Raw genomic sequence first — 24983 nt, 5'->3', positions numbered from 1 at the left:
GCGGGCAGAAAAATCAAGCACGCCTGATTGTTTCGACCCGGACGCTGCGATCCCACTATTGACATCTTGCCAGTAGCGTCCGCCTGCAATAGCTTCATCGCCATGGCCGACTACGCCGAGATCACCTACTCCGTCGCGGAGCGGATCGCCACGGTCACCCTCAACCGGCCCGAAGCGCGCAACGGCTACACGATCCGGATGGCCGACGAGCTCGGCGCCGCGATGGACCGCGCCGATCGGGACGAGGACGTGCGTGTCGTCGTGCTGACCGGGGCGGGCAAGGACTTCTGCGTCGGCGCGGACCTCTCCCAGGGCGGGTTCGACTTCGACCCCGAGGAGGGCCCCGGCAGCGAATGGCAGGAGCCCGCCGGGCGGTGCTCGAAGCGGATCTTCACCATGAACAAGCCCGTGATCGCCGCCCTGCACGGGGCCGCCGTCGGCGGTGGGCTCACCATCACGCTGTCCTGCGACTACCGGCTCGCGTCCGAGGACTCGCGGTTCGGCTTCGTGTTCACGCGCCGGGGGATCTACCCCGAAGGCGCGTCGGCCTGGTTCCTGCCCCGGCTCGTCGGCATGGGCACCGCGCTCGACTGGATGGTCAGCGGGCGTGTCTTCCCCGCCACCGAGGCCCTCGAAAAAGGCTTGGTGCACAAGGTTTTCCCCACCGGGACCGTGGTGGACGAGGCACGGAAACTCGCGAAGGAAATCGTCGAGACGACCGCGCCGGTGTCCGTCGCCGTCACCCGGCAGCTGCTCTACCGGATGGCGAGCGCCGAGTCGCCGTTCCCGGTGCACGAGCTGGACTCGAAGCTGATCGGCGGGCTCGGCACGAACCCGGACGCCGTCGAAGGCGTCCTGTCGTTCCTGCAGAAACGGCCGCCGTCGTTCGGCATGCGCGTCGAGAAGGACCTGCCCGGCTACCTTCCCTGGCTGGAGAAATGACCGCCTATCCCCCGCAGCCCTGGCATCTGGTCGCCGACGCCCACGTGTCGATCTGGCGGGTCCCCGCGCGCGACGTGCACCCGGGCGCCCTGTCCGTCGCCGGGTACACGACCGTCTTCACCGCCTGGATCGCCTACCGCGAGCCCGGGCAGCTCAGCTACCACGAGCTGCTCGCCGCCGTCCCGGTGCGCGGGAAGCGGACCACCTGCACCATCACGCAGATCTGGGTGGACTCCGAAGTGTCCCTCAAAGGCGGCCGCGAACTCTGGGCCATCCCGAAGGACCTCGCCGCCCTCCAGTTCACCGACCGCACCCACACCGCGGCCACCGGCGAAGACTGGATCGCCACCGCGGCCTTCAAACCCAGGCCGGGCTCGCCGCTCGCCCTCCCCAGCCGGTTCGACGTCCTCCAGGACCGCGACGGCACCCCCGTGCGCACCCCGGTCGGGGCGAAGATCCGGCCCGGGCTCGCCGCGGCCGACTGGACGGTCAACCCCCGCGGCCCGCTCGGCTACCTGGCCGGCCGCCGGCCGTTCCTGAGCCTCGCCCTGCCCGCCACCGTGCTGCGGTTCGGCGCCTGAGCAGCACCTCTGGGTGATCACGTAACCCGGCAGGGTGAGGGCCCGACACGCCATCCCTTGGGTCCCGCGCGCGGACCGACCCCTACATGTAGTCTCTCAACACCGGCAGCCCCCAGCGACGGGGAGACCGCTGCGGAGGGTCGCCGGGCAGCTTTCCGAAAACCGCAGCGCACGGCCTCGTCAGGCCGTGTGGCGATCGAACGCGCCCAAATTTGGAGACACGCATGTCAGTCGAAACCGGTCAGCGGCCCTCCGCTGCCGACTCACCCACCGCGATCCGGGTCATCCGGCGGGACGGCAGCGTGTCGCCGTTCGACGCCGGGAAGATCTCGGTCGCGCTGACCAAGGCGTTCCTCGCGGTCGAGGGCGGCGACGCCGCCGCGTCCTCCCGCGTGCACCACGTCGTGGCCGAGCTGACCGAGCAGGTCGAGGCGTCCCTGCTGCGCCACGCCGGCCCCGAGACCGCCCTCCACATCGAGCAGATCCAGGACCTCGTCGAACTCGCCCTGATGCGCGGCGAGCACCACAAGGTCGCCCGCGCCTACGTCCTCTACCGCGAGGAGCGCGCGAAGGCCCGCGAGGCCGCCAAGCCGGCCGCGGCCGAGGTCGCGCTGAACGTCAAGGGCACCGACGGCGTCCTGCGCCCGCTCGACTGGGCCCGCGTTTCCCACGTCGTGGGCGAAGCCGTCGCCGGTCTCGAAGACGTCACCGCCGAGCCGGTGCTGGCCGAGACCAAGCGCAACCTCTACGACGGCATCAGCGCCGACGAGCTCGCCCTGGCCCAGATCATGGCCGCCCGCGTGCTGGTCGAGCAGGAGCCGAACTACTCCTACGTCTCCGCCCGCCTGCTGCTGGACAAGCTGCGCGGCGAGGCGCTGAGCTACCTGGCGAAGAAGCCGCGCCAGGCCAGCCAGGACGAGATGGCCGCCGAGTACCCCGCGTACTTCCGCGCCTACCTGCGCCGCGCCATCGAGCTGGAGCTGGTCGACGGCGAGCTGCAGCGCTTCGACCTGGACAAGATCACCGCCGCGATCCGCCCGGAGCGCGACCTCGACTTCGGCTTCCTCGGCCTGCAGACGCTGTACGACCGGTACTTCCAGCACCACGACGGCACCCGCTTCGAGCTGCCGCAGGCGTTCTTCATGCGCGTCGCCATGGGTCTCGCGATCCGCGAAGACAATAGGGAATCTCGTGCAATAGAGTTTTATGAGCTGCTGTCGAGCTTCCACTTCATGGCCTCGACGCCGACGCTGTTCAACTCGGGCACCACGCGCCCGCAGCTGTCGTCCTGCTTCCTGACCACGGTGGACGACGACCTGGACTCCATCTTCCAGGCCTACAAGAACAACGCGCTGCTGGCGAAGTACTCGGGCGGTCTCGGCAACGACTGGACCCCGGTCCGCGGCCTCGGCGCGCACATCAAGGGCACCAACGGCCAGTCGCAGGGCGTCGTGCCGTTCCTCAAGATCGCCAACGACACCGCCGTCGCGGTCAACCAGGGCGGCAAGCGCAAGGGCGCGGCCTGCGCGTACCTCGAGACGTGGCACGTCGACATCGAGGAGTTCCTCGACCTGCGCAAGAACACCGGTGACGACCGCCGCCGCACCCACGACATGAACACCGCGAACTGGGTGCCGGACGAGTTCCTCCGCCGCGTCGAGGCCGACGCGCAGTGGACGCTGTTCTCGCCGAACGAGACGCCGGACCTGCACGACCTCTACGGCAACGAATTCGCCGCCCGCTACCGCGAGTACGAGGCGAAGGCCGACCGCGGCGAGATCAAGGTGTTCCGGCGCGTCCGCGCGGTGGACCTGTGGCGCCGCATGCTGACCATGCTGTTCGAGACCGGCCACCCGTGGATCACCTTCAAGGACCCGTGCAACCTGCGCTCGCCGCAGCAGCACGTCGGCGTGGTGCACTCGTCGAACCTGTGCACCGAGATCACGCTGAACACCAACAGCGAAGAGGTCGCGGTCTGCAACCTCGGCTCGGTGAACCTGCTCAAGCACGTCACCCCCGAGGGCCTCGACACGAAGCGCCTCGAGAAGACCGTGCGCACCGCCGTCCGCATGCTGGACAACGTGATCGACATCAACTTCTACACGATCCCGGAGGCGCGCCGCTCCAACCTGCGCCACCGCCCGGTCGGGCTGGGGCTGATGGGCTTCCAGGACGCGCTGTTCGAGCTGGGCCTGCCGCTGTCGTCGGAGGCCGCCGTGCAGTTCGCCGACACGAGCATGGAGCACATCTCCTACTACGCGATCTCGGCGTCGACCGACCTCGCCGAGGAGCGCGGCCAGTACCAGTCGTTCGAGGGTTCGCTGTGGAGCAAGGGCATCCTGCCGATCGACTCGATGCAGCTGCTGATCGACGCGCGCCAGGGTGACAACCTCGACGTCGACACCTCGGCCACGTTGGACTGGGCGCCGCTGCGCGAGCGGGTCAAGACCGTCGGCATGCGCAACTCCAACGTGATGGCGATCGCGCCGACCGCGACGATCTCCAACATCTGCGGCGTCGGCCAGTCGATCGAGCCGCTGTTCCAGAACCTGTACGTCAAGTCGAACATGTCCGGCGACTTCACCGTGGTGAACCCGCACCTGGTCCGTTCGCTCAAGGCGCGCGGGCTGTGGGACGAGGTCATGGTCAGCGACCTGAAGTACTTCGACGGCAGCCTCGGCCAGATCGACCGCGTGCCGGACGACCTGAAGGCGCTGTACGCGACGGCGTTCGAAATCGAGTCGAAGTGGCTGGTGGACGCGGGTTCGCGGCGCCAGAAGTGGATCGACCAGGCGCAGTCGCTGAACCTCTACATCGCGGCGCCGAGCGGCCGCAAGCTCGACCAGCTCTACCGCTACGCGTGGCACAAGGGCCTCAAGACCACGTACTACCTGCGCGCGCAGTCGGCGACGCACGTGGAGAAGAGCACCCTGCGCGGCACCGACGGCAAGCTGAACGCCGTCTCGGCCACCCCGGCGCCCGCCCCCGCCGCGGCTGCTCCGGCTCCCACGCCGGTGCCCGCCCCGACGCCGTCGCCGAAGCCCGAGCCGGACGTCGACTTCGTGGCCACCGAAGGCGCCGCCTGCCGCATCGACGACCCCGACTGCGAAGCCTGCCAGTAAAGGAATCCCTGCAGAAATGACCAACGTGGAGACGACGGACGCGACCGGCCTCGGGGAAATCGAGGTCGGCGCCGCCCGGATCAACGTCGACGACAAGCGCATGATCAACGCGCGCGCCGACGTCAACCAGCTGCTGCCCATGAAGTACAAGTGGGCGTGGGAGAAGTACCTGGCCGGCTGCAACAACCACTGGATGCCGACCGAGGTCGCCATGCAGGCCGACATCGCGCTGTGGAAGTCCCCAGAAGGCCTCACCGAGGACGAGCGGCAGATGCTCAAGCGCAACCTGGGCTTCTTCGCGACGGCGGAGTCCCTGGTGGCCAACAACATCGTGCTCGCGGTGTACCGGCAGATCACCAACCCCGAGTGCCGCCAGTACCTGTTGCGCCAGGCGTTCGAGGAGGCCGTGCACACGCACACCTTCCAGTACATCTGCGAGAGCCTCGGCCTGGTCGAGGGCGAGCTGTTCAACATGTACCGCGAGGTCCCGTCCATTTCGGACAAGGACGCGTGGGCGCTGAAGTACACGCAGAACCTGGAGAACCCGGACTTCGAGACCGGCACGCCGGAGGCCGACCAGGCGTTCCTGCGTGACCTCGTCGCGTTCTACGTGATCTTCGAGGGCATGTGGTTCTACACCGGCTTCGCGCAGATCCTGTCGCTGGGCCGCCGGAACAAGATGGTCGGCATCGCCGAGCAGTACCAGTACATCCTGCGCGACGAGTCGATCCACCTGAACTTCGGCATCGACTGCATCAACCAGATCAAGATCGAGAACCCGCACCTGTGGACCGAAGAGTTCCAGGCGGAGGTCCGCGGGATGCTGCAGGAGGCGTGCGAGCTGGAGGTCGCGTACGCGCGCGACACGATGCCGCGCGGCATGCTCGGGTTGTCGGCGCAGCTGTGCGAGCAGTACATGCACTTCATCACCGACCGCCGCGCCCAGCAGATCGGCCTCCAGCCGATCTTCGGCGAGACCGAGAACCCGTTCCCGTGGATGTCCGAGGCGATGGACCTGAAGAAGGAGAAGAACTTCTTCGAGACCCGCGTGATCGAGTACCAGTCGGGCGGCGCGCTCGACTGGGACTGAGCTCCTCCTGACCGGCTCGGCCACGCCCTGGGTTCGCCCGGGGCGTGGCCGGGCTTTTTTGCTCCGAGCCGCGCTGCCGCTGCCTCCGTCCGGCCCTGGCACCCCTGCCCGCACGGCTGCCCGTTCGGCCCCTTCGGCGCGGCCGGACGCGGGGCACGATGGACCGGTGCGCCGGGACAAGGCTGAAGCGGAGACCGGCGAGCCCGCCGACGCCGCGCACACCCGGGCCCGCACCGCCGATCCGGCCGGTCCCGGGCCGGTGACCGGCTCCGACCGGTCCGGACGTCCGCGCGTGCTCAGCAGCCCTCGCGCGATCCTCGCCCTGCAGAGCGCGGCCGGGCAGAACGCCGTGGCCAAGCTGCTGCAGCCCTCCGCGGCGCCCGGGGCGGCGGAAAACGTCAGCGTGCAGCGGCAGGACGAACCGGCGCCGTCGCCCGGCCAGGCCGGGGTGACCGCGGCGCCGCCCGCCGCACCTCCGCCGCCGGCCGCGCCGCCGCCGGCTTCCGCCGAGCCACCCGCCCCGCAGGCCGCCGTCGCGACGGCCGAGCCGCCGGCCCCGGCCCCGGCCCCGGCCCCGGAGGCGGGTGCGTCATCGTCCTCACCGCAGGCCGCCACCGAGAGCGGCTCGAGCGAGCTCGACGGCCGGGTCGCCGCCCGGCGGATCGCCGTCGCCGACGCCGCGGCCGGCCGGCGGGCGGAGGTCCGCACGGCCGCGGCGGCGGCCGGTCAGGTGATCCGGGCCGCGGCCCGGACGGAGCAGGACTCGGTGCTGGGCACGCTGGACTCCGCGCTGGATCGCGTCCGCACCGGGTTCGCCAGTGCCCGTGACGGGATCAACGCCCAGCGCCGGGCCAAGCTCGCCGAGGTCGGGGACGCCGCCCGCGAGAAGAACACCGCCCTCGACGCCGCGGTGGACGGGCACAAGGCCGCCTTGCTGAAGGCCGCCGGCACCCGGGCGCAGGCGGCCCGGAAGTCCGGCGAGGACGAGGCCGCCCGCGCGATCCGGGAATGCGGCACGCGCGCGAGCCGGGCCCGCGCCGTCGGCGAGCAGAAGGCCCAGCAGTACCAGCCGGCCGAACGGGGGCCCCGGATCGCGGCCGAAGCCCGCGAGATGGCCGGGGACGCGGCCGGGAAGATCGAGGCGGCCGGGCAGGAGGTCGCCGCCGCGGTCCGCAAGGACGGGAACGACCTCGCCGAGAAGTTCCTCCGCGAGGGCCGGGACAACGCCGAGAAGTTCGAGGAAGCCCGCCGGGCCGGGCACAAGAAGATCGAGGCGGAGCGGCGCACCGCGACCGACGGGATCGGCAAGTCCGCGGACGACGCCATCGACGGCCTGCGCCGGTCGGCCGACCGGCTGACCGAGGCCCTCACCCGGCAACGGGCCGAACTCGGTCCCGCCCTGCAGCAGCTCGGCGAGGCCGGGGCGACCGGGATGCGGACGCAGGGCGAGAACGCGGCCGGCCAGATCGACGCGCAGACCGCCGAAGCGAACGCCACGATCGACACCTTCTCCACGCAGGTGGCCGGCGCGCTGCGCGGCGCACCGGCGAGCGCGGCCGCGCAGGTCGTCGCCGAGGCCGACACCCAGCTGGCGGCCGGCCTCGGCGAGTTCGACAGCGCGCAGCAGGCGCAGGTTTCCCAGGCCGGGCAGGCGTTCGGCACCGGAGCCACGGACACGGTGGGCCGGATCTCCGCCGGCACCGCGCAGGTCGGCCGGCCGCTCGAGCAGGCGGCAGCCGACTTCGAAACCCACGCCGCGGACACCATGAGCCAGACCGACGACACCATCGGCAAGGCCGCCAAGAACGCGACGGACGGGATCGCCGCCGCGGTCGCCGACACCGACCGCGAGCTCGGCAAGGCCGTCACCGATGCCGACGCGGGCTGGGGCAGGCAGCTCGACGAAGGCCGCGCCCAGGCGGCGAAGAAGGTCGACGACACCGTGGCCGCGCAGGAGAAGGTGGTCACCGGGCTCGGCGCGCAGATCGACAAGCGGGCCCACGAGATCCAGGACGAGAGCTGGCTCAGCCGGGCGGCCCACTTCCTGGGCGGGGTCCTGGTCGGCTTCCTGCAGGAGCTGTGGGACTTCGTCAAGGTGCTCGCGTGGATCGCGCTGATCGTGGTCGCGGTGATCGTCGTGGCGGCCCTGGTCATCCTGGCGATCGGCGGGATCGCGCTGCTGCTCGAGGCGATCGCCGCGGTGGCCGCGTTCCTCGCCGCCGCGGCCGCGGTGATCAAGGTGATCCTCATCGTGCTCGCCGTCATCGGCGTGGTCGTCCTGGTCGCCATGGCCGCCTGGCGGATCTACCAGGCGTGGGTGCGGGACGACCTGTCCGACTACGAGCGCGGGAAGCTGGTCGGCCGCTCGGTGTTCGACATCCTGTCGATCCTGATTCCCGGCCGGGTGCTGAAGTTCCTCGGCGAAGCCCGGTGGCTGCGCGCACTGGTCGAGTCGGCCGGCGGCGGCACCCGGTTCGTGATGCTGCTGATCTGGGCGCGCGGCGACCTCGTCGCGGTGCGCGCGATCGTCGCGGAGATCACCACGATCGAGGAGATCATGCTGGTCGTCCGCCGGACCGCGAACATCACCGAATTCCTGGAGCTGCGCACGCTGGTCGGCGAGACACCGCGGCTGATCCGCCTGCTGCGGCTCGCGCCGAACGTGGCGGAGCTGCGCGCGGTGGTCCTCGCGCTCGGCCGGGACGCCGCGTTGCTGGACGATCTCCTCGGCACCGCGAGCTGGGCCGAGGTCGCGCAGCTGGTCCGGGGGGTGACCGCGGCCGGTGGCGACGCCGCGCTGATCCGGGCCATGGTCGGCAAGGCGGGCTCGGTCGCGGAGGTCAACCGGCTCCTCGGCATCGTCACCGGAGCCGGCGGTGACGCGCCGATGCTCGGCAGGCTGCTGGCCGGCACCGCGAACCCGGCCGAGCTGACCGGGCTGCTCACCCGCCTGCACAACGACGCGCCGCTGCTGGACGAGCTGATCAAGGCGACCGACGACATCGCGCAGCTGGACAAGATGCTCGCCGCGCTGGCCAACGACGGCGGTCTGCTCCGCACGCTGCTGACCAACGCCGGCGGGAAGCCGAGCGCCGCGATGCTCGCGGAGCTGATGGACCTCGCGGTCGCCCGCGGGAGGACGGCTTCGGAGGTGGCGGACCTGGTGGGCCAGGCGGCCGGCAACGCGACCGAGTTCCAGCGGCTCGGCAACCTGACCAAGCTGTTCCACGCCCGCACCCCGGCGCCCACCACCCCCGGACCGGCGATGGGGTCCTACCCCGGCTCGAACATGGTCCACTTCCTCGACGAGCACACCATCGCGCACTACGACTTCACCAAGACCGGCGCGAACGGCCAGAGCTTCTGGCCCAGCGGGCACACCGCGGCGGACGTCCAGGCCGAACTGCAGAGCGCGGTCAACCTGCTCGACAACCCGGGCGGGGTGATCGATTCGATTTCCATGGGACCGACCGGGCTCGGGCGGCCCACCCCGCTGCGGGTGCTGAACGGTGCCCAGCCGAACTCGGTGGTCACGCCCGGCGTCACCATCAAGGGACCGGTCCGGTTCACCCTGCCGAGCGGGATCAGGGTGCAGTTCGGCACCCAGCTGCCGAACACCAGCCCGGGCATCGGGCAGTTCTTCCCGCTGCCCGGCAGCCCCGGCGTCGAGCACCTGTCCAAGACGTTGCTCGACGCCATCGCGAAGATCGTGGGATAGGGTTCACCATGCCAGTGACCGCGCAGTTCGGCGTCCGGACCGGCTCGGACGTGTTCACCACCGAGCCGGGGCCCGCCCTGGGCCTGCCCGGCGGGCAGGACTACTGGTACGGACGCATTCTGCTGGCAGGCACGGACTCCCCGGGTGTCTTCGTCGAAGACGAACTCCTTCCGCTGGTCGCGAGCCTGTGCTTCCAGGCCCCGGCGCAGCTCGCCGCGGGCGAGCCGTTCGGCGCCTACATCAACCGGTATCCCGGCGAGTACTACCTGGAACCGGCCGGTGCCGAGGTCCGGTTGCACGGAAGCGCGGTGCTGAGCGCGAACGGCGCGGGCGCGACGGACTGGGCCGCCCCGGCGGCCGAGCTGCTCCCCGCGTTGCACGACTGCGGCCGCCGTGCGCTCGCGTTCTTCCGCGCCGGGACCGGCGACGACCCTGCCGGCGCCGAAGCACTGAGCGCCCTCGAAGCGCTCGAAGCCGAGACAGCGGCGGCCCTGGCCCGCTGAGCGGCGCGGGGGCTCAGAAGGCGTAGCGCTGCACGGTTTCCGGGTGCAGGACGAGCCGGACCTGGTCGGTGTCCCGGATCGCCTTCGCGTCGGCCGCCCGGTCCGGATCCTCGAGGTCCCAATAGCGGGCGGCCAGGCGCTGCGCCAGCTCGTGCGCCCCGTCGGGTTCCACCGAGATCCGGCCCTCGACCGACACCCAGCGCTCCCGCTCGCCCACCGGGGCCGCGACCACGATCGACGCGCGCGGGTCGCGGCGGACGCGGCGCACCTTGGGCGCGTCCGGTTCCGAGAACAGCTGGATCGTGCCGTCGTCGGCCGCCTCGAACCACACGGGGCGGGGCCGGCCACCGGCCACGGTCAGGAACCCGTGCAGGGGGCGGCGGAGGAATGCGAGATCGTCCGGAGTCAGTGCGGTCATGCCCTTGATTGAACGGGCCCAGCGCGGACGATCCCATGGGTGAAACCCCGGAATCCCTGTCCATTCGTCTAACCTCGTGATCGTGGACGACCTCTTCCGCGGTGTCCGGGCCCACGGCTCGCTGTTCGGCAGCTCGGCCCTGACGCCGCCGTTTTCCCTGCACTTCGTCGACGGCGCGCCGCTGACCCTGTGCACCGTGCTCTCCGGTGGCGGCTGGATCGTCCCCGAGCACGGCGAGCCCGAGCCGCTGAACGCCTACGACACCGTCGTCGTGCGCGGCCCCGGGACCTTCCGCTTCGTCGACGAAATCGGCACCGCCGCGGAGTCCGTCGCGTGCGGCGAGTACTGCGCCGCCCCCGAGCTGGGCGGGACACAGCACCGGCGCGGCTGGCGCGACGACGGCGACGGCCCCACCACGCTGATCGTCGGCGCCTACCCGGCCGGCGGCGAGGTCAGCCGTCCGCTGCTGGACGCCCTGCCGCCCGTCCTGCGCGTCGATGGCGGCGGTACCGGCGACGCCGTCCTGGACCACCTCGCCGCCGAGGTCGCCACCGACACCCCCGGGCAGCAGGTCGTGCTCGACCGGCTGCTCGACTGGATGCTCGTCTGCACGCTGCGCGAGTGGTTCGACCGGCCCGGCGGCGAGGCCCCGGCGTGGTGGTCCGCGCAGCGGGACCCGGTGGTCGGCCGCGCGTTGCGCCTGCTGCACGAGGACCCCGCGGCGCCGTGGACCGTCGGAACCCTGGCCGGCCGCGCCGGGGTGTCCCGCTCGACACTGGCCAAGCGGTTCGCCGAACTGGTCGGCGAACCGCCGCTGACCCACCTCACCCGCCACCGCATGGCGCTCGCCGCGGACCTGCTGGTGGCGCGGACCACCGCCACCGTCTCGGAGGTCGCCCGCAGCGTCGGGTACGCCGACGCCTTCGGGTTCAGCGCGGCGTTCAAACGGGTCCGGGGTGTCACGCCCAGCGAGTACCGGCGCAGTCCACCCGAACGGACGGCGACCCAGGTGTTGTCAGACCGTCAACAAGGGTGCATCGTGGAGGGATAACCGATCTCGACGGGGAGATGGTCACCTTGCCGCGCACCGTGAGCCGAGCCGCCGAAGCACTGCGCGAACGCGTGCCGCCACTGACCGCGCTCCCCCTGCCGCAGAAGGTCGACGAGCGCTGGCTGCGGTCGCGCTGGCCGGTCAAGGAACTCGCGACGCCGCCCGCGGGCAGCGGCCTCAAGCCGGTGCTGGGCGACGAAGGGCCGCCGCTGGTCGGGCACATGCTCGAGATGATGCGATTCGGCCCCGCGTTCGGCCTGCGCCGCTACGAGCTCTACGGCCCGGTGTCGTGGACCGGCGGGTTCGGCCGCCGGATCGTCGCGCTGGCCGGGCCCGAAGCCACGCAGATCGCGCTCGCCAACAAGGACAAGGCGTTCTCCCAGGAGGGCTGGAAGTTCTTCATCGAGAAGTTCTTCGAGCGCGGCCTGATGCTGATGGACTTCGGCGAGCACCACCTGCACCGCCGGATCATGCAGGAGGCCTTCACGCGGCCCCGGCTGGCCGGCTACGTCGGCGAAATGGGGCCGGCCCTGCGCGAAGGCGTCGCGAACTGGGGCTCGAGCGAGCGGCCGCGGCTGTACTGGGCGCTCAAACAGCTGACGCTCGACGTCGCGACCCGCGTGTTCATGGGCATGCGCAGCGGCGCCGACGCCGCCCGGATCAACCGCGCGTTCGTCAGCTCGGTGCGGGCCGGCACCGCCTTCGTGCGCTTCGGAGTGCCGGGCGGGCGCTGGTCGGCCGGGCTGCGCGGGCGCCGGGTCCTCGAGCGCTACTTCGGCGAAACCCTGCCCGCCAAGCGACGTTCGGGCGGCGGCGACCTGTTCGCCGCGCTCTGCCAGGCCACCACCGAGGACGGCGACCGGTTCTCCGACACCGACATCGTCAACCACATGATCTTCCTGATGATGGCCGCGCACGACACGACGACCATCACCGCCAGCGCCATGGCCTACTACCTGGCGAAGCACCCCGAGTGGCAGGAACGCGCCCGCGCGGAGTCCCTGGCGCTCGGCGACGAACTGCCCGACATCGCGGCCGTCGAAAAGCTCGAAACCCTCGACCTGGTCATGAAAGAAGCGCTGCGGCTGGTCGCGCCGGTGCCGTCGCTGACCCGCCAGACCGTCAAGGACACCGAGGTGCTCGGCCACTACATCCCGGCCGGCACCCTGGTCGGCGTCTCCCCCACGGTCAACCACTTCGCGCCGGAGTGCTGGACGAACCCCTTCGCGTTCGACCCCGAGCGCTTCGCCGAGCCGCGGCGCGAGGACAAGTCGCACCGGATGGCGTGGATGCCGTTCGGCGGCGGCGCGCACAAGTGCATCGGGCTGCACTTCGGCGGTCTCGAGGTGAAGTTGCTGATGCACGAACTGCTGCGGGCGTACCACTGGTCGGTTCCGGAGAGTTACACCGCGCGCTGGGACTACGTCTCGCTACCGGTGCCCGCGGACGGCCTGCCGGTCCACCTGACCCCCCGCTGACCCGGGACCCGTCCACCCCCGCATACACTAGGTAACGAAAAGTTACCGCTTGTGGAGATTCGTTCACTCGTTCAGCCGGTAGACACCCTGTCACGCACATGATGGCGTGGCATCGATCGTGGGCGAAGGCTGCCTGGTGTGGCTTCATGATCCCCGACACCGTGTCCGACCTGGCCATACCTGTGCGTGAAGAGGTGGAGTGTGCCTGAACCCGGTGCCGCGTCAGGGCTACTGGACGTGGCGCGCCGGTGGGCGGCGACGTTGGCCGACACCAAAGGAGTAACGCTTCCCCCGGAGGAGCTCGAAGCACTCCTGCTGGAGGTCGCCCACGACGCGGTCGACCAGGCCGGTTCGCAACACGACGGGGCGCTGCTGCGGTTCACCGCGCTGTACGCCGCGTCGCCGATGGGGATCGCGCTGGCCGGCCCCGACGGCGACATCGTCGAGGCGAACCTCGCCCTCGGCCAGCTGCTCGGCTGCTCGCCGGACCGCTTGCGGGGCAGGCACATCAGCGACCTCGGCTCGACCGACCACGACGTCGCCCGGCTCGAGGAGGGCCTGGAGCAGGTGCGCGGGGGGCGCGACCGCTACCAGGAGCGGATGCTGCTCGACCACACCGAGGACGGGCAGCTCTGGGCCGACGTCACGCTCGCCCGGCTGCCCGGCGACCGCCCCGGCTCGATCTACCCGGTGCTGATGGTGTCGGACGCGAACGAGCTGCACCTGCTGCAGGAGCGGCTGCTGCACCAGAACGTGCACGACCCGCTGACCGGCCTGCCCAACGCGTCGTCGTTCACCACCAAGCTGGAGGCCGCGCTCGGCGCCGGCGCCCGCGACGACATCGCGCTGATCTACCTCGACGTCGACGGCTTCAAGGTGATCAACGACGGCCTCGGCGCCGGGGTCGGCGACCAGGTGCTGCGCGGGGTCGCGAACAAGCTGTCCGCGGTCTTCACCGGCCACCACGACGGGTTCGTGGCGAGGCTTTCCGGCGACGGTTTCGCGGTGCTGCTGCGGGGCGAGCTGGCGGCCACCGAAGTCGTCCGGCTGGTCGAGCGCGCCCTCGAAGACCTGAACGAACCGATCTACCTGGGCGGGCACGGCATCGGCGTCAGCGCGAGCGCCGGCATCGTCGTGCGCGCGGCCGTCGAGGGCGGCGCGGCGGAACTGCTGCGGGCGGCGGAAATCGCGCTGCACCGGGCCAAGGAAGCCGGCAAGGCGCAGTGGATGCTGTTCGACCCGGAGCTGGACGCCCGCGACCGCGGCCGCTACCAGCTGGGCGCGGTGATCGCCGGTGCCCTGGAGAACGGCGAGTTCTCGCTGGTCTACCAGCCGACGGTGAAGCTCGCGCGGCCGGACGAGCTCGCCGCCGTCAACGCCGGGCTGCGGTGGAACCACCCGGAGAAGGGCGAGCTCGGCTCCGAGGAGTTCTACCCGCTGGCCCAGACGACGGGCATGACGGTGCCGCTGGGCCGCTGGCTCCTCGCCGAATCGCTGGCCGCCACGGCCCGCTGGCGCACGCACCTGGGCGACGCGGCCCCGGACGTCTGCGTCCGGCTCCCGGCCCGGCTGGCGATCGACCCGGACCTGGTGCTGCTGGTGAAGGAGCAGCTGGACAAGCACGAGCTCCCGGCACGGGCGCTGCGCCTGTGCACCGACCGCGAATCGATGCTCGACCCGCGCGGCGAGGTCCTGGACTCCCTGGCGGTGCTGGCCGACCTGGGCGCCCAGCTGGTGCTGACGATCTCGGGCTCGGCGGACCTGGAGCTGATTCCCCAGCACCGCCTGCCGGTGCGGCACGTGATCCTGTCGGGCCCGGTGGTCGACGCGCTGGACACGGACGACCCGGCGGAGTCCGACCTGCGGCACCTGACGCAGCTGATCACCCGGGCGCGCGAGCTGAACCTGCGGGTGGGGGCGGAAGGCGTCCGGACGCACGAGCAGGCGGCCCGGCTGCGCCAGCTGGGTGTGGTCGCCGCGCGGGGGCCGTTCGTGGCCGATTCGGCCACGGGTGACGAGGTCGACGAGCTGATCGCGCGGCACCCGCGGAAGTGACGACCAAGCCGGTGTCCCGTCGGCTCCGAACACCCGGCAGGATGGGTTCTGCCGCCGACGAGAAAGGACGTCCATGGACGCCGGAGACCTCGCCCCCGACTTCACGCTGCCCGACGACCGGGGCCAGGAGCGCACGCTCTCGGACTTCCTGGCCACCGGGCCGGTGGTCCTGTTCTTCTACCCGGCCGCCATGACCGGTGGCTGCACCGCCGAGAGCTGCCACTTCCGCGACCTGGCCGCCGAGTTCGCCGCCGTCGGCGCGCACCGGGTCGGGATCAGCCCGGATGCCATCACCAAGCAGCGGGCCTTCTCGGAAGCCAACAGCTTCGACTACCCACTCCTGTCCGATGTGGAGGGTGAAGTCGCGAAGCAGTTCGGCGTGTGGCGGAAACTGGTGCCGATACACACCAAGCGGGCCACCTTCGTGATCGGCGAAGACCGGAAGGTCCTCGCGAAGATCAAGAGCGAGCTGAACTTCACCGTGCACGCCGACGAGGCGCTCAAGGTGCTGCGGGAGCGGAACAAGGTGTCCTAGCGAGCCGCCAGACGTGGTTGGTGCCCGTGCACTCCGGTGCCAGCGGCTTCTCCGCCGGCTCGGTGCGCACCTCGGTGAACCCCAGGCGCGCGGGCACCGCTCCACTTCGGACGTTGCGCTCGTCGTGCTTGATCTCGACGTACCCGGCGCCCAGGCGGAACGCCTCCGCCGTCAGCACCCGGACGGCCCGGGTGATCAGGCCGCGGCCGACGAACCCGCGAGCGAGCCAGTAGCCGATCTCGACACCGCCTTCGCGCGCCATGATGCCGACGGCCCCGGCGATCGAGCCGTCCACGCGGATCGCGAAGTCGTGCGTTTCGCCGCTCTCCCAGTTCTCCCGGGTGGTGCGCAGGAATTCCGCGCCGTCCTCGGCGGTGTAGCCGCCGGTCGCCCAGATCATCCACGCGCCGAGGTGCTCGAGGGACGCGTTGACCGTCGCGACGAGCTCCGGCCCGTCGGCGAACTGCCAACGGGCCAGGGTGAATCCGTCCTCGCGGTAGGTCTCGGCCGGGGCTTCCATGCACTTCATGGTGCCCCGGCCGGGACCCCGCACGCGAGCTAATTCACGATGACGCTGTCCGGGACCTCGGTGTCGTTCTTCAGCGCGTCGAACAGCTGCTTCGACTTGGCCTTGTCCCAGTTCTCCGCCGACCCGCTGGTCACCGGCACCGTCGTGGTCACCACGCCACCGGAAGAGATCCCGCGCATCGCGATCGCCAGGCCGGCGAGGTTGTGCACGTGGTCGCCCGAGTCCATGGTCAGCGCGTCCGGCGCCGAGGACAGCAGCGGGAAGAAGTCGAACGGGTTCAGCAGGGTGCCGGGGCTGGCGATCTGGCTGACCAGCGCGCCGATGAACTTGCGCTGGTTGGCCACGCGGTCGAGGTCCGAACGCGGGGTCGCCGCGCTGTGGCGCATCCGGACGAAGCCGAGCGCTTCGCGGCCGTCGAGCGTCTGCGGGCAGCCGGCCTTGATGTTGATGCCGGTCATGGTGTCGTTCATGTCCTTGTCGATGCACATCTCGACCCCGCCGATCGCGTCGACGATCTTGGCGAACCCGCCGAAGCCGATCTCCGCGTAGTGGTCGATGTGCAGGCCGGTCGCGCCTTCGACGGTCTGCGCGAGCAGTTTCGGGCCGCCGAGGGAGAAGGCCGCGTTGATCTTGTTCTTGCCGTGCCCGGGGATCGACACCTGCGAGTCGCGCGGCAGCGAAAGCAGCGTCGGCTTGGTGCTGTTGTCCGGCAGGTGCGCGACCATGATCGTGTCGGTGCGCTGCCCGCCGCCCGCCGCCGCGACGTCGCCGGTGGCGAGCCGCTCTTCGTCCTCCGCGGTCAGGCCTTCCCGGCTGTCCGAGCCGACGATCAGCCAGTTGGTGCCGGACGCGGCCACCGGGCGGCCGGAGTAGTCGGCCAGCGCGTCGACGCGCTTGATCGAGAACTCGAGGTACACCCAGATGCCGGCGAGGAACACGACGAAGACCAGCACCAGGGCACCGAGCACCTTGCCGATGCTCCAGCGGCGACGGCGCGGCGGCCGGGAGGGCGGGTACTCGTCCTCGGCCGGACGGCGGGGCGGATCGTCGCGCGGCGGCGGTGGCGGGGCGTACTCGGGCTCGCGGGTGCCCATCGGGCGGGTGCGCTCGTCGTACGGGCTGCGGCCCCGCCCGGGCAGCGGCATCATCTGCGCGCGCTGGTGGTCCCGGGAGCGGCCGGCGGGCCGGGGCGGCGGCATCCGGCGCCCGCCGTCGTCGCCACGGTACGTCATCACCATCACCCAATCCCGATCCGGACAAACTGTCGTCGTCAGTACACCGCACGTCCTCGGAAGGAGGACGCCCGGTACCGGGGTCGGGTTGCGGTTACCGGCCGGTTGCCTCGTAGCCGAACTGGTGGACCTTGAGGTACCCGGACCGGAACCCGGCCTCGGAATAGGCCAGGTAGAACTCCCACATCCGGCGGAAGACGTCGTCGAACCCGAACCCGGCGATGTCGGCCCAGCGGTGCAGGAACCGTTCGCGCCACCACCGTAGCGTGCGCGCGTAGTCCTGGCCGAACTCGCGCATCCCGGCCAGCTTGAGCCGGGTGTTCGCCTTGACGCCCTCCTCGATCGACCGCACCGACGGGATGAGGCCGCCCGGGAAGATGTACTTGTGCACCCAGCCGTAGGCACGGGACGCCGCCATCATCCGGTCGTGGTCCATGGTGATGGCCTGCAGGCCGAACCGCCCGCCCGGGCGCAGCCGCTCGCCGATCACCCGGTAGAACTCCGGCCAGTAGGACGCGCCGACGGCCTCGATCATCTCGACGCTGACCACGGCGTCGTACCGGCCGCCCGACTCGCGATAGTCGCACAGCTTCACTTCGACGCGGTCGGAGAACCCGGCCGCCGCGATGCGTTCGGTGGCCAGCGCGCGCTGCTCCTCCGAGATGGTCAGTGACGTCACGTGCGCGCCGCGGGCCGCGGCGCGGATGGCGAGTTCACCCCATCCGGTGCCGATTTCGAGGACTTCGCTGCCTTCGCGGACCCCGGCGTAGTCGAGCACGCTGTCGATCTTGCGGTGCTGGGCGGCGGTGAGGTCGTCGTCGAGGCCGAACAGCGCCGAGGAGTACGTCATCGACTCGTCGAGGAAGGCGCCGAACAGGTCGTTGGACAGGTCGTAGTGCCGGTGGATGTTGGCCCGCGCGCCCTCGAGGGTGTTCTCCTCCGACGGCGGCTGCGTCCGCTCGGCGAGCCGGCGGAACTTCTGCAGCGCCGGCGGGACGAGCGTGGCCATCCGCTCGGCGAACGGCGTCAGCACCTCGGCGAGGTCGGAGGCGGTCCAGTCACCGGCCATGTAGGACTCGCCGAAGCCGATCTTGGCGTCGACGCCGAGGCGGTGGAAGAACGCCTCCGGGCGCAGGATGCGCATCTCGGGCGATCCGGGGCCGCCCGCGCCGAGCACGGTGCCGTCCGGGAAGGTCACCCGGACGTCGAGCGGGCGGACCGCGTGGCGGAACAGCGCGGCGGCGATCCGCGCGCGCAGTGCGGAGTGCGGCGGGGTGGCCAGGCCCGGCCACCGGGTCCCGTCCGGGACGTCCCGGGCCGACGCCCGGTCAGCGCTCGAAGTGGTCACGGGTGCTCCCTCCGGCCGGCCAGGTTCGCCGGTGATCGATCCTAGTCGCCGCACCCCCGCGGCGCGTGTCGCCGAATGCCCTGTTCGGGGCGTTTTCACACCGGTATCCGCAGCCGCTGCGGACCGGGCGCCGCCCAGGCCCCGCGGAGGGTCCCGCCGTCGTCCCCGGCCAGCAGGTCCAGGGTGAAGGCCACCGTCAGCCGGGTCCAGACCCGGGCGCGGCGCAGCATCGCGTGGCCCTCGTTGGCCATTTCGAAGCGGGCGAGGCGCGCGGCGACGCCCGCGGCCCGTTCGGCGAAGGCGTGGGACTCCGCCGGGCTCGTCATCCGGTCGCGGGTGCCGTGCACGATCAGCACCGACCGCCCGGCGACGGCCTCGACCGGCTCGCCCCGCGGTGTCCACGGCGCGAGGGCGCAGACCCCGCGCACGGCCGGGTCGTCGGCCACCCGCAGCGCCACCCGTGCCCCCATCGAGTGACCGACCAGGACGACCGGCAGGCCGGGGTGGTCGGCGCGGATGCGGTCGAGGGCCCAGCGGGCGTCGTCGATGGGGTCTTCGGCGGGCGCGTTCCAGCCGTAGCGCCGGTTGCGCAGCAGCCGCACCTCGACGCCGGTCTTGCGGCCGTTCCGGTGCAGAGCGCGCGCGATCGGCACCATCCTGAGGTAGGCCAGTTTCCACGGGGGCACGCTGCCGGTGCCCCGCTCCGCTCCGCCGTGCAGCACGAGCACGACGGCCCGGGCCTGCCCGCGCGCCCGCCACACGGCCACCGCCGGATCCACCTCGACCACCCGTCCTCCTGTTCCCCCGTGTCCGGGTCAACCTCGGTCCCCCGTCCGGCTATTCCACCGTGCGAAGTGGTCCGCACGGTAGATTCGGCGCCCGATCCCCGACGGAAGGGTGGGTGTGGTGAGCGCCACGGACATCGCAGGCAGCGTCGCCGAGCAGCTGGCGGAAGTCGAGCGGGCCAACACCGAAGCGGTGCGGGCCGCGGCGGACCTGGTGCTGGGGGTGATCCGGGCCGACGCACTGGTCTACACCGCGGGCGCCGGGCACTCGCTGGCCGCGGTCGCCGAGACGTTCTACCGGGCCGGCGGGCTCGCGTGCGTCTACCCGCTCTACCACCCGGACCTGCTGCCGCTGCACGGCGCGGTGTCCAGCACGCAGACCGAGCGGCGCAGCGGCCTGGCCGCGGAGGTGCTGGCCGAGCGCGCGCCGGGGCCGGACGACGTGCTGGTGGTGTTCTCGACCTCCGGCGTCAACCCCTACCCGGTCGAGCTGTGCCTCGAAGCGCACAAGCGGGGCGCGGCGGTGATCGCGGTGACGTCGCGGGCGTGCGTGGCGGCGGCGCCGCGGCGGTCGTCGAGCACGCTGGTCGAGCAGGGCACGGTGGTGCTGGACTCGCTGGTCGTCCCCGGTGACGCGAGCTACCCGCCGGCCGCCCCGCGCACCGCGCCGCTGTCCACAGTGGTCAACGCGTTCCTGTGGAACCTCGTGCTGGCCGAGGTTTACGACCGCGGAACGGCCGAGGGCCTCGACGTCCCGCTGTGGCGAAGCTCCAATGTGGAGGGTGGCGACGAGGCGAACGCCGGGCTGCTCGCGAAGTACGGGGAAATCGTCCCGCGCCTGCGGTGAATCGGTGGGAAAGCACCGCCCGGGCACGTCTTGACGGACGCGCCCGGTCGCCCTAACGTCAACATACCGACTGGTCGGTGTGGATCGGTCGTTCCTGGAGGAGGTCCGATGGACAGCGCCACGGCGACCGTGCACGGCGAGTGCGCGCCCGGCTTCGAGCCGGTGCGCGAAGCCTTCGAGGAGAACTTCCGCTCCCGCGGCGAACTGGGAGCCGCGTTCACCGCCATCCGCCACGGCGAAGTGGTGGTGGACCTGTGGGGCGGCTGGTCCGGCCCGGACCGCGCGCGGCCGTGGCAGCCGGACACCCTGGCCAACGTCTGGTCGACGACCAAGGGCATGACCGCGATCTGCGCCCACCGGCTCGCCGACGCGGGCGAGCTCGACGTGGACGCGCCGGTCGCGAAGTACTGGCCGGAGTTCGCCGCGGCCGGGAAGTCGGAGATCCCGGTGCGGTGGCTGCTTTCGCACCGCTCCGGCGTGCCCGGGATCGGCCTGGACCGGCCGGTGGCGATCGAGGAGCTGTACGACTGGGAGCTGATGACGTCGCTCTACGCGGCGCAGGAACCCTTGACCGAGCCCGGGTCCGCGGGTGGCTACCACGCGCTGGCCTACGGCTGGCTCGTCGGCGAGGTCGTGCGCCGGGTCGCCGGGCAGGGCATCCGCGAGTTCTTCGCCGAGCAGGTCGCCGGGCCGCTGGGCGCGGACTTCTCGATCGGCCTGGCGTCTCCGGCCGACCTCGACCGCTGCGCGACCCTGGTCGACCCGGTGATGACCGAGGAGATGGCGAACGCGCTGGCCACGGCGTTCGCCGCCGCCGGCCCGGTCGCCCAGGCCGCGCTGATGAACCCGCGCCTGCAGGGCCACGACGCCAACGAGCCGGCCTGGCGGCAGGCGGTCATGCCGGCGTTGAACGGCCACGGCACGGCCCGCGCGATCGCGACGATCTACGCCGGCCTCACCGACGGCACGCTCCTGTCCCCCGCCGCACTGGCCCGGGCGCGCGAGAGCCAGGGCAAGGAGATCGACGCGGTGCTCGGCCTCCCCAACGAATGGGGCCTGGGCTTCTACCTCGGCAGCGACGCCCGCGGCTTCGGCCCCAACCCCACCGCCTTCGGCCACGACGGCCTCGGCGGCTCCACCGGCGGAGCCGACCCGGAAAACGCCATCGCCTTCGGCTACACCCTCAACCAGCTCGGCCCGTTGATCCGCGACGACCCCCGCAAAATGGCCCTGGTCACCGCCCTCTACACGTGCGTCGAGGGGCATCACGCGTGATCAGAAGGGACACACGCGTGACTGGAGGGGACACTCGCGTGATTGGGCGGGCATCAGGCTGATGCCCCTCCAATCACGGGTGATGCCCCTCCAATCACACGTGATGCCTCCCGGATCACGGGTGATGCCCCGCTGATCACGCGACGGCGGGTTCTTCGTCGGCGAACTGGGTGGCGTGGAGGGTTGCGTAGCGGCCGCCGGCGGCGAGGAGCTGCTCGTGGGTTCCGCGCTCGACTATCTCGCCGTGTTCGAGGACCAGGATCTGGTCGGCCGCCCGGACCGTCGAGAGGCGGTGGGCGATGACCAGGGCCGTGCGGCCCGCCAGGGCGTGGGTCAGCGCCTCGCCGACCGCCGCTTCGGACTCCGAGTCCAGGTGGGCGGTCGCCTCGTCGAGGATGACGACCTTGGGCTGGGCCAGCAGGAGCCGCGCGATCGTCAGCCGCTGGCGCTCGCCGCCGGAGAGGCGGTAGCCGCGCTCGCCGACCGTCGTGTCGAGGCCGTCCGGCAGCGCGTGGACCAGCTCGCCGAGCCGCGCCCGCTCCAGAGCTTCCCAGATCTCCTCGTCGGTGACTCCGGGACGCGCGTACGCCAGGTTCGCGCGGATCGTGTCGTGGAAGAGGTGCCCGTCCTGCGTCACGACGCCGACAGTTTCGCGCAAGGACGCGAAACTCAGCTCCCGGACGTCCACATCGGACAGCCGGACTGAACCGGAGTCGACGTCGTACAGCCGCGGCAGCAGCGACGCGATCGTCGACTTCCCCGCCCCCGAAGACCCGACCAGGGCCACCATCTGCCCCGGCTCGGCCCGGAACGAGATCCCGTGCAGCACTTCCTCGCCGCCTCGGTGGTCGAGCGTGGCGACGTCCTCCAGCGACGCCAGCGAGTACTTGTCCGCCGCCGGATAGCCGAACCGGACGTCCGAGAACTCCACCGAGACGCCACCCGAAGCAGAAAGGGCGCGCGCGGACGGCTTTTCCTTGATCATCGGCTCCAGGTCGAGCACCTCGAAGACCCGCTCGAAGGACACCAACGCGGTCATGACGTCGACGCGGACGTTGGCCAGCGCGGTCAGCGGCGCGTAGAGCCGGGTCAGCAGCAGCGCCAGCGCGACGACCGTGCCCGGAGCCAACGCCCCGGTCAGCGCCAGGTACCCGCCGAGGCCGTAGACGAGCGCCTGCGCCAGCGCCGAAACCAGGGTCAGGCTGGTCATGAACCAGCGCGTCAGCATCGCGGTCCGGACGCCGATGTCGCGCACGCGCCCCGCGCGCACCCCGAAGTCGTCCGCCTCCTGCACCGGACGGCCGAACAGCTTCACCAGCGTCGCGCCCGGCGCCGAGAACCGCTCGGTCATCTGGGTGGTCATCCCGGCGTTGAGGTTCGCGGCTTCGCGCTGCAGCCCGGCCATCCGGCGGCCGAGCCGGCGGGCGGGGATGACGAAGATCGGTAGCAATACCAGCGCGATCAGCGTGACCTGCCAGGACAGCGTGAGCATGACGGCCAGCGACAACGCCAGCTGGATGACGTTGGTGACCAGCCCGGACAGCGTCGCGGTGAACGTCCGCTGCGCGCCGATGACGTCGTTGTTGAGCCGCGAGACCAGCGCGCCGGTGCGGGTGCGCGTGAAGAACGCGATCGGCATGCGCTGGACGTGCTCGAAGACCGCGCGCCGCAGGTCGTAGATGATGCCCTCGCCGATGCGGGCGGACTGCCACCGCTCGATCAGGCCGAACCCGGCGTCGGCGATGGCCAGCGCGGCGATCACCACGGCGAGCCAGACCACGACCGTGACGTCGTGGCCGCCGACGATCGCGTCGACCACCTTGCCCGCCAGCACGGGTGTCGTCACGGCGAGCACCGCCGAGACCACGGTGAGCACGAGGAAGGCCAGCAGGCGCCGCCAATGCGGCCGGGCGAACCGCGCGACGCGTTTCAGCGTGCCGCGGGTGAGCGCCTTGGGTGCGTCACCGGCGCGCATCGCCGAGCTCCACAGCCCCCACATGTTGTCCACGGGAAACCCCCAGGATCAGAAACCTCTACCAAAGCCGAGGTTTTCGCCGGATATGACCTGGACAACGCCCCCGTTGTCCGTTTGCTTCCCGAAGCCGTTCACTCGACGCGAACAACTCGGTGCAGTGCGGCGCGCAGCCGCTCGGCGTCCTCGGCGGAGAGCGGTGCCAGCAGCAGCGCTTCGGCCTGCCGCGTGACTTCCGCCCCCTCCTCGCGGACGCGCTCGCCCTCGGGCGTCAGCAGCACGAGGCGCTTGCGCCGGTCCCCCGGCGCGACCTCGCGCCGGACCAGGCCCTTGGCCTCCAGTTCGTCGACGAGCGCGACCATCGTCGTCCGGTCCACGCCCAGGCGGGCCGCGCCGTCCTGCTGCGACCGCGCCGGCCCGTCGCCGAAGAGGGTGAGCAGCGCGAGCTGCCGCCCGGTGACGCCGAGCGGCGCGTACAGCGGTTCGGCCAGCTCGGCGAGCCGCAGCTGGGCGTGCTTGAGCAGGTAGCCGAGCCGCTGGGTGACGGCGAGGGGCGCGCTGGACATGCCCGGACTCTACACCTACGCTGATCGTCAGCTTGACTGATAATTTCTTAAACTGACGATCAGGAGCACCGCATGACCACCATCGGACTCAAACCACCCCAGCAGCACATCGGCATCGCCGCCCTGCGCGAGATCTGGGCGATCGCCGACGACGCCGGCTTCGACGGCTGCTGGGTGTTCGACCACCTCGCCCCGATGGGCCCCGACCGCACCGGCGACGTCTTCGACGGCTGGAGCCTCCTGGCCGCGATGGCCGAAGCGACGGAACGGGTGCGGATCGGCTGCCTGGTTTCGGGCAACACCAACCGGCACCCCGGCACGTTCGCCAAGATCGCCGCGACCGTCGACCACCTCTCCGGCGGCCGGCTCGACGTCGGCCTCGGCGCGGGTGGGGACACGACGACGGACGCGATGATGGGCACGCCGACGCCGTCCGCGGCGGAACGCGTGGAAAGACTGGCCGAGACCTGCGAAATCCTCCGTCTGCTGTGGACGCGGGCGGAAACCACCCACCAGGGCCGCCACTACACCCTGACCCGCGCAATCAGCGACCCCAAGCCGGTGCAGCAACCGAAACCCCCGCTGTGGCTGGGCAGCAGCGGCGAAAAGCGCGGCCTGCGCGTCGTCGCGGAACACGCCGACGTGTGGCTGAACGCGGCTCTGCCGGGCACGGAAATCGCCGAGCTGCAACGGCTTTCCCGGGTGCTCGACGCGCATTGCGCGGCCGTGGGCCGGGATCCGGCGGCCATCCGGCGGGCCGTGCAGTTCCGGCTGCCCTCCGATGCCGACAGCGCCCTGCGCCTCACGCAGAGCTACGTCGATGCCGGCTTCACCGAACTGGTGCTGATGCCCACCGGGCCCGACGTCGTCGGGGCGTCCGAAGCCGCCGCGAAGCTGCTGGCCCGCCTGCGAGACGTCGGCTGAACCGGGCGGCGG

At 71.4% G+C, this 24983-nt stretch carries 20 protein-coding genes; 13 read left to right on the top strand and 7 right to left on the bottom strand.

Features of this window, described 5'->3' with window-relative positions; all coding sequences use genetic code 11:
* Positions 1-102: 102 nt before the first annotated feature.
* From ACWED2_RS21225 to ACWED2_RS21200, 6 genes are all read left to right on the top strand, one after another.
* Positions 103-942, top strand: coding sequence for an enoyl-CoA hydratase-related protein (locus ACWED2_RS21225; RefSeq protein WP_449692191.1), 840 nt, complete (start codon positions 103-105; stop codon positions 940-942).
* Positions 939-1523 carry an acetoacetate decarboxylase family protein gene (locus ACWED2_RS21220; RefSeq protein WP_449692190.1) on the top strand — a complete coding sequence of 195 codons (585 nt, stop codon included), beginning with the start codon at positions 939-941 and terminating at the stop codon, positions 1521-1523. Before ACWED2_RS21225 ends, ACWED2_RS21220 begins: the two co-directional genes overlap by 4 nt.
* Positions 1524-1747: 224 nt before the next feature.
* Positions 1748-4645, top strand: a complete 2898-nt coding sequence (locus tag ACWED2_RS21215; RefSeq protein ID WP_449692189.1) for a ribonucleoside-diphosphate reductase subunit alpha — start codon at positions 1748-1750, stop codon at positions 4643-4645.
* A 16-nt stretch (positions 4646-4661) separates the two neighbouring features.
* Entirely contained in the window at positions 4662-5735 is a 1074-nt protein-coding gene (locus ACWED2_RS21210) for a ribonucleotide-diphosphate reductase subunit beta (RefSeq protein WP_449692188.1), read from the top strand.
* 166 nt (positions 5736-5901) lie between these two features.
* The gene (locus ACWED2_RS21205) at positions 5902-9453 is read left to right on the top strand and encodes a hypothetical protein (protein ID WP_449692187.1); all 3552 of its coding nucleotides are present in this window, start codon (positions 5902-5904) and stop codon (positions 9451-9453) included.
* A gap of 8 nt (positions 9454-9461) precedes the next feature.
* The gene (locus ACWED2_RS21200; protein WP_449692186.1) at positions 9462-9956 is read left to right on the top strand and encodes a hypothetical protein; all 495 of its coding nucleotides are present in this window, start codon (positions 9462-9464) and stop codon (positions 9954-9956) included.
* 13 nt (positions 9957-9969) lie between these two features.
* Here ACWED2_RS21200 and ACWED2_RS21195 read toward each other — a convergent pair whose 3' ends face one another.
* Positions 9970-10374 carry a pyridoxamine 5'-phosphate oxidase family protein gene (locus ACWED2_RS21195; RefSeq protein WP_449692185.1) on the bottom strand — a complete coding sequence of 135 codons (405 nt, stop codon included), beginning with the start codon at positions 10372-10374 and terminating at the stop codon, positions 9970-9972.
* A 76-nt stretch (positions 10375-10450) separates the two neighbouring features.
* On the opposite strand from ACWED2_RS21195, the gene ACWED2_RS21190 reads away from it, so the two are divergent.
* The 4 genes from ACWED2_RS21190 (at position 10451) to ACWED2_RS21175 (ending at position 15493) form a co-directional block, all read left to right on the top strand.
* Positions 10451-11425, top strand: coding sequence for an AraC family transcriptional regulator (locus ACWED2_RS21190; protein WP_449692184.1), 975 nt, complete (start codon positions 10451-10453; stop codon positions 11423-11425).
* A gap of 17 nt (positions 11426-11442) precedes the next feature.
* A complete protein-coding gene (locus ACWED2_RS21185; protein WP_449692183.1) occupies positions 11443-12903 on the top strand; it encodes a cytochrome P450 in 1461 nt (486 codons plus the stop codon).
* 237 nt (positions 12904-13140) lie between these two features.
* On the top strand, positions 13141-14958 hold the full coding sequence (locus tag ACWED2_RS21180; RefSeq protein WP_449692255.1) for a putative bifunctional diguanylate cyclase/phosphodiesterase: 1818 nt from the start codon (positions 13141-13143) through the stop codon (positions 14956-14958).
* A 73-nt stretch (positions 14959-15031) separates the two neighbouring features.
* Positions 15032-15493 carry a peroxiredoxin gene (locus tag ACWED2_RS21175; RefSeq protein WP_449692182.1) on the top strand — a complete coding sequence of 154 codons (462 nt, stop codon included), beginning with the start codon at positions 15032-15034 and terminating at the stop codon, positions 15491-15493.
* Here ACWED2_RS21175 and ACWED2_RS21170 read toward each other — a convergent pair.
* From ACWED2_RS21170 to ACWED2_RS21155, 4 genes are all read right to left on the bottom strand, one after another.
* Positions 15459-16013 carry a GNAT family N-acetyltransferase gene (locus ACWED2_RS21170; RefSeq protein ID WP_449692181.1) on the bottom strand — a complete coding sequence of 185 codons (555 nt, stop codon included), beginning with the start codon at positions 16011-16013 and terminating at the stop codon, positions 15459-15461. The two genes, ACWED2_RS21175 and ACWED2_RS21170, sit on opposite strands and share 35 nt — an antisense overlap.
* A 38-nt stretch (positions 16014-16051) precedes the next feature.
* Positions 16052-17260, bottom strand: a complete 1209-nt coding sequence (locus ACWED2_RS21165) for an LCP family protein (RefSeq protein ID WP_449692180.1) — start codon at positions 17258-17260, stop codon at positions 16052-16054.
* An 88-nt stretch (positions 17261-17348) separates the two neighbouring features.
* Positions 17349-18602 (bottom strand): class I SAM-dependent methyltransferase, encoded by a 1254-nt coding sequence (locus ACWED2_RS21160; protein WP_449692179.1) that lies wholly within the window; start codon positions 18600-18602, stop codon positions 17349-17351.
* Positions 18603-18697: 95 nt separating this feature from the next.
* Positions 18698-19390, bottom strand: a complete 693-nt coding sequence (locus ACWED2_RS21155; protein ID WP_449692178.1) for an alpha/beta hydrolase — start codon at positions 19388-19390, stop codon at positions 18698-18700.
* A 115-nt stretch (positions 19391-19505) separates the two neighbouring features.
* On the opposite strand from ACWED2_RS21155, the gene ACWED2_RS21150 reads away from it, so the two are divergent.
* Together ACWED2_RS21150 and ACWED2_RS21145 are read left to right on the top strand one after the other, a co-directional pair.
* Positions 19506-20234 carry an SIS domain-containing protein gene (locus ACWED2_RS21150; protein WP_449692177.1) on the top strand — a complete coding sequence of 243 codons (729 nt, stop codon included), beginning with the start codon at positions 19506-19508 and terminating at the stop codon, positions 20232-20234.
* Between the two features lie 108 nt (positions 20235-20342).
* Entirely contained in the window at positions 20343-21509 is a 1167-nt protein-coding gene (locus ACWED2_RS21145; RefSeq protein WP_449692176.1) for a serine hydrolase domain-containing protein, read from the top strand.
* A 136-nt stretch (positions 21510-21645) separates the two neighbouring features.
* Here the strand turns inward: ACWED2_RS21145 and ACWED2_RS21140 are convergent, their stop codons facing one another.
* Together ACWED2_RS21140 and ACWED2_RS21135 are read right to left on the bottom strand one after the other, a co-directional pair.
* The gene (locus ACWED2_RS21140) at positions 21646-23517 is read right to left on the bottom strand and encodes an ABC transporter ATP-binding protein (protein ID WP_449692175.1); all 1872 of its coding nucleotides are present in this window, start codon (positions 23515-23517) and stop codon (positions 21646-21648) included.
* 98 nt (positions 23518-23615) lie between these two features.
* Positions 23616-24047 (bottom strand): MarR family winged helix-turn-helix transcriptional regulator, encoded by a 432-nt coding sequence (locus ACWED2_RS21135; protein ID WP_449692174.1) that lies wholly within the window; start codon positions 24045-24047, stop codon positions 23616-23618.
* Between the two features lie 72 nt (positions 24048-24119).
* On the opposite strand from ACWED2_RS21135, the gene ACWED2_RS21130 reads away from it, so the two are divergent.
* Complete coding sequence (locus tag ACWED2_RS21130; protein ID WP_449692173.1) at positions 24120-24971, top strand: LLM class flavin-dependent oxidoreductase; 852 nt, start codon at positions 24120-24122, stop codon at positions 24969-24971.
* Positions 24972-24983: the final 12 nt, after the last annotated feature.

The sequence above is a fragment of the Amycolatopsis sp. NPDC005003 genome, from assembly GCF_053600695.1.
This window is presented reverse-complemented; position numbering and strand designations above follow the sequence as displayed.

Excerpts from the sequence above, each read along its gene's own strand:
- ACWED2_RS21185 (WP_449692183.1), top strand. The coding sequence starts at position 11,443 with ATGGTCACCTTGCCGCGCACCGTGAGCCGAGCCGCCGAAGCACTGCGC.
- ACWED2_RS21175 (WP_449692182.1), top strand. The coding sequence starts at position 15,032 with ATGGACGCCGGAGACCTCGCCCCCGACTTCACGCTGCCCGACGACCGG.
- ACWED2_RS21210 (WP_449692188.1), top strand. The coding sequence starts at position 4,662 with ATGACCAACGTGGAGACGACGGACGCGACCGGCCTCGGGGAAATCGAG.
- ACWED2_RS21170 (WP_449692181.1), bottom strand. The coding sequence starts at position 16,013 with ATGGAAGCCCCGGCCGAGACCTACCGCGAGGACGGATTCACCCTGGCC.
- ACWED2_RS21135 (WP_449692174.1), bottom strand. The coding sequence starts at position 24,047 with ATGTCCAGCGCGCCCCTCGCCGTCACCCAGCGGCTCGGCTACCTGCTC.
- ACWED2_RS21200 (WP_449692186.1), top strand. The coding sequence starts at position 9,462 with ATGCCAGTGACCGCGCAGTTCGGCGTCCGGACCGGCTCGGACGTGTTC.
- ACWED2_RS21215 (WP_449692189.1), top strand. The coding sequence starts at position 1,748 with ATGTCAGTCGAAACCGGTCAGCGGCCCTCCGCTGCCGACTCACCCACC.
- ACWED2_RS21165 (WP_449692180.1), bottom strand. The coding sequence starts at position 17,260 with ATGGTGATGACGTACCGTGGCGACGACGGCGGGCGCCGGATGCCGCCG.
- ACWED2_RS21145 (WP_449692176.1), top strand. The coding sequence starts at position 20,343 with ATGGACAGCGCCACGGCGACCGTGCACGGCGAGTGCGCGCCCGGCTTC.
- ACWED2_RS21130 (WP_449692173.1), top strand. The coding sequence starts at position 24,120 with ATGACCACCATCGGACTCAAACCACCCCAGCAGCACATCGGCATCGCC.
- ACWED2_RS21195 (WP_449692185.1), bottom strand. The coding sequence starts at position 10,374 with ATGACCGCACTGACTCCGGACGATCTCGCATTCCTCCGCCGCCCCCTG.
- ACWED2_RS21220 (WP_449692190.1), top strand. The coding sequence starts at position 939 with ATGACCGCCTATCCCCCGCAGCCCTGGCATCTGGTCGCCGACGCCCAC.
- ACWED2_RS21225 (WP_449692191.1), top strand. The coding sequence starts at position 103 with ATGGCCGACTACGCCGAGATCACCTACTCCGTCGCGGAGCGGATCGCC.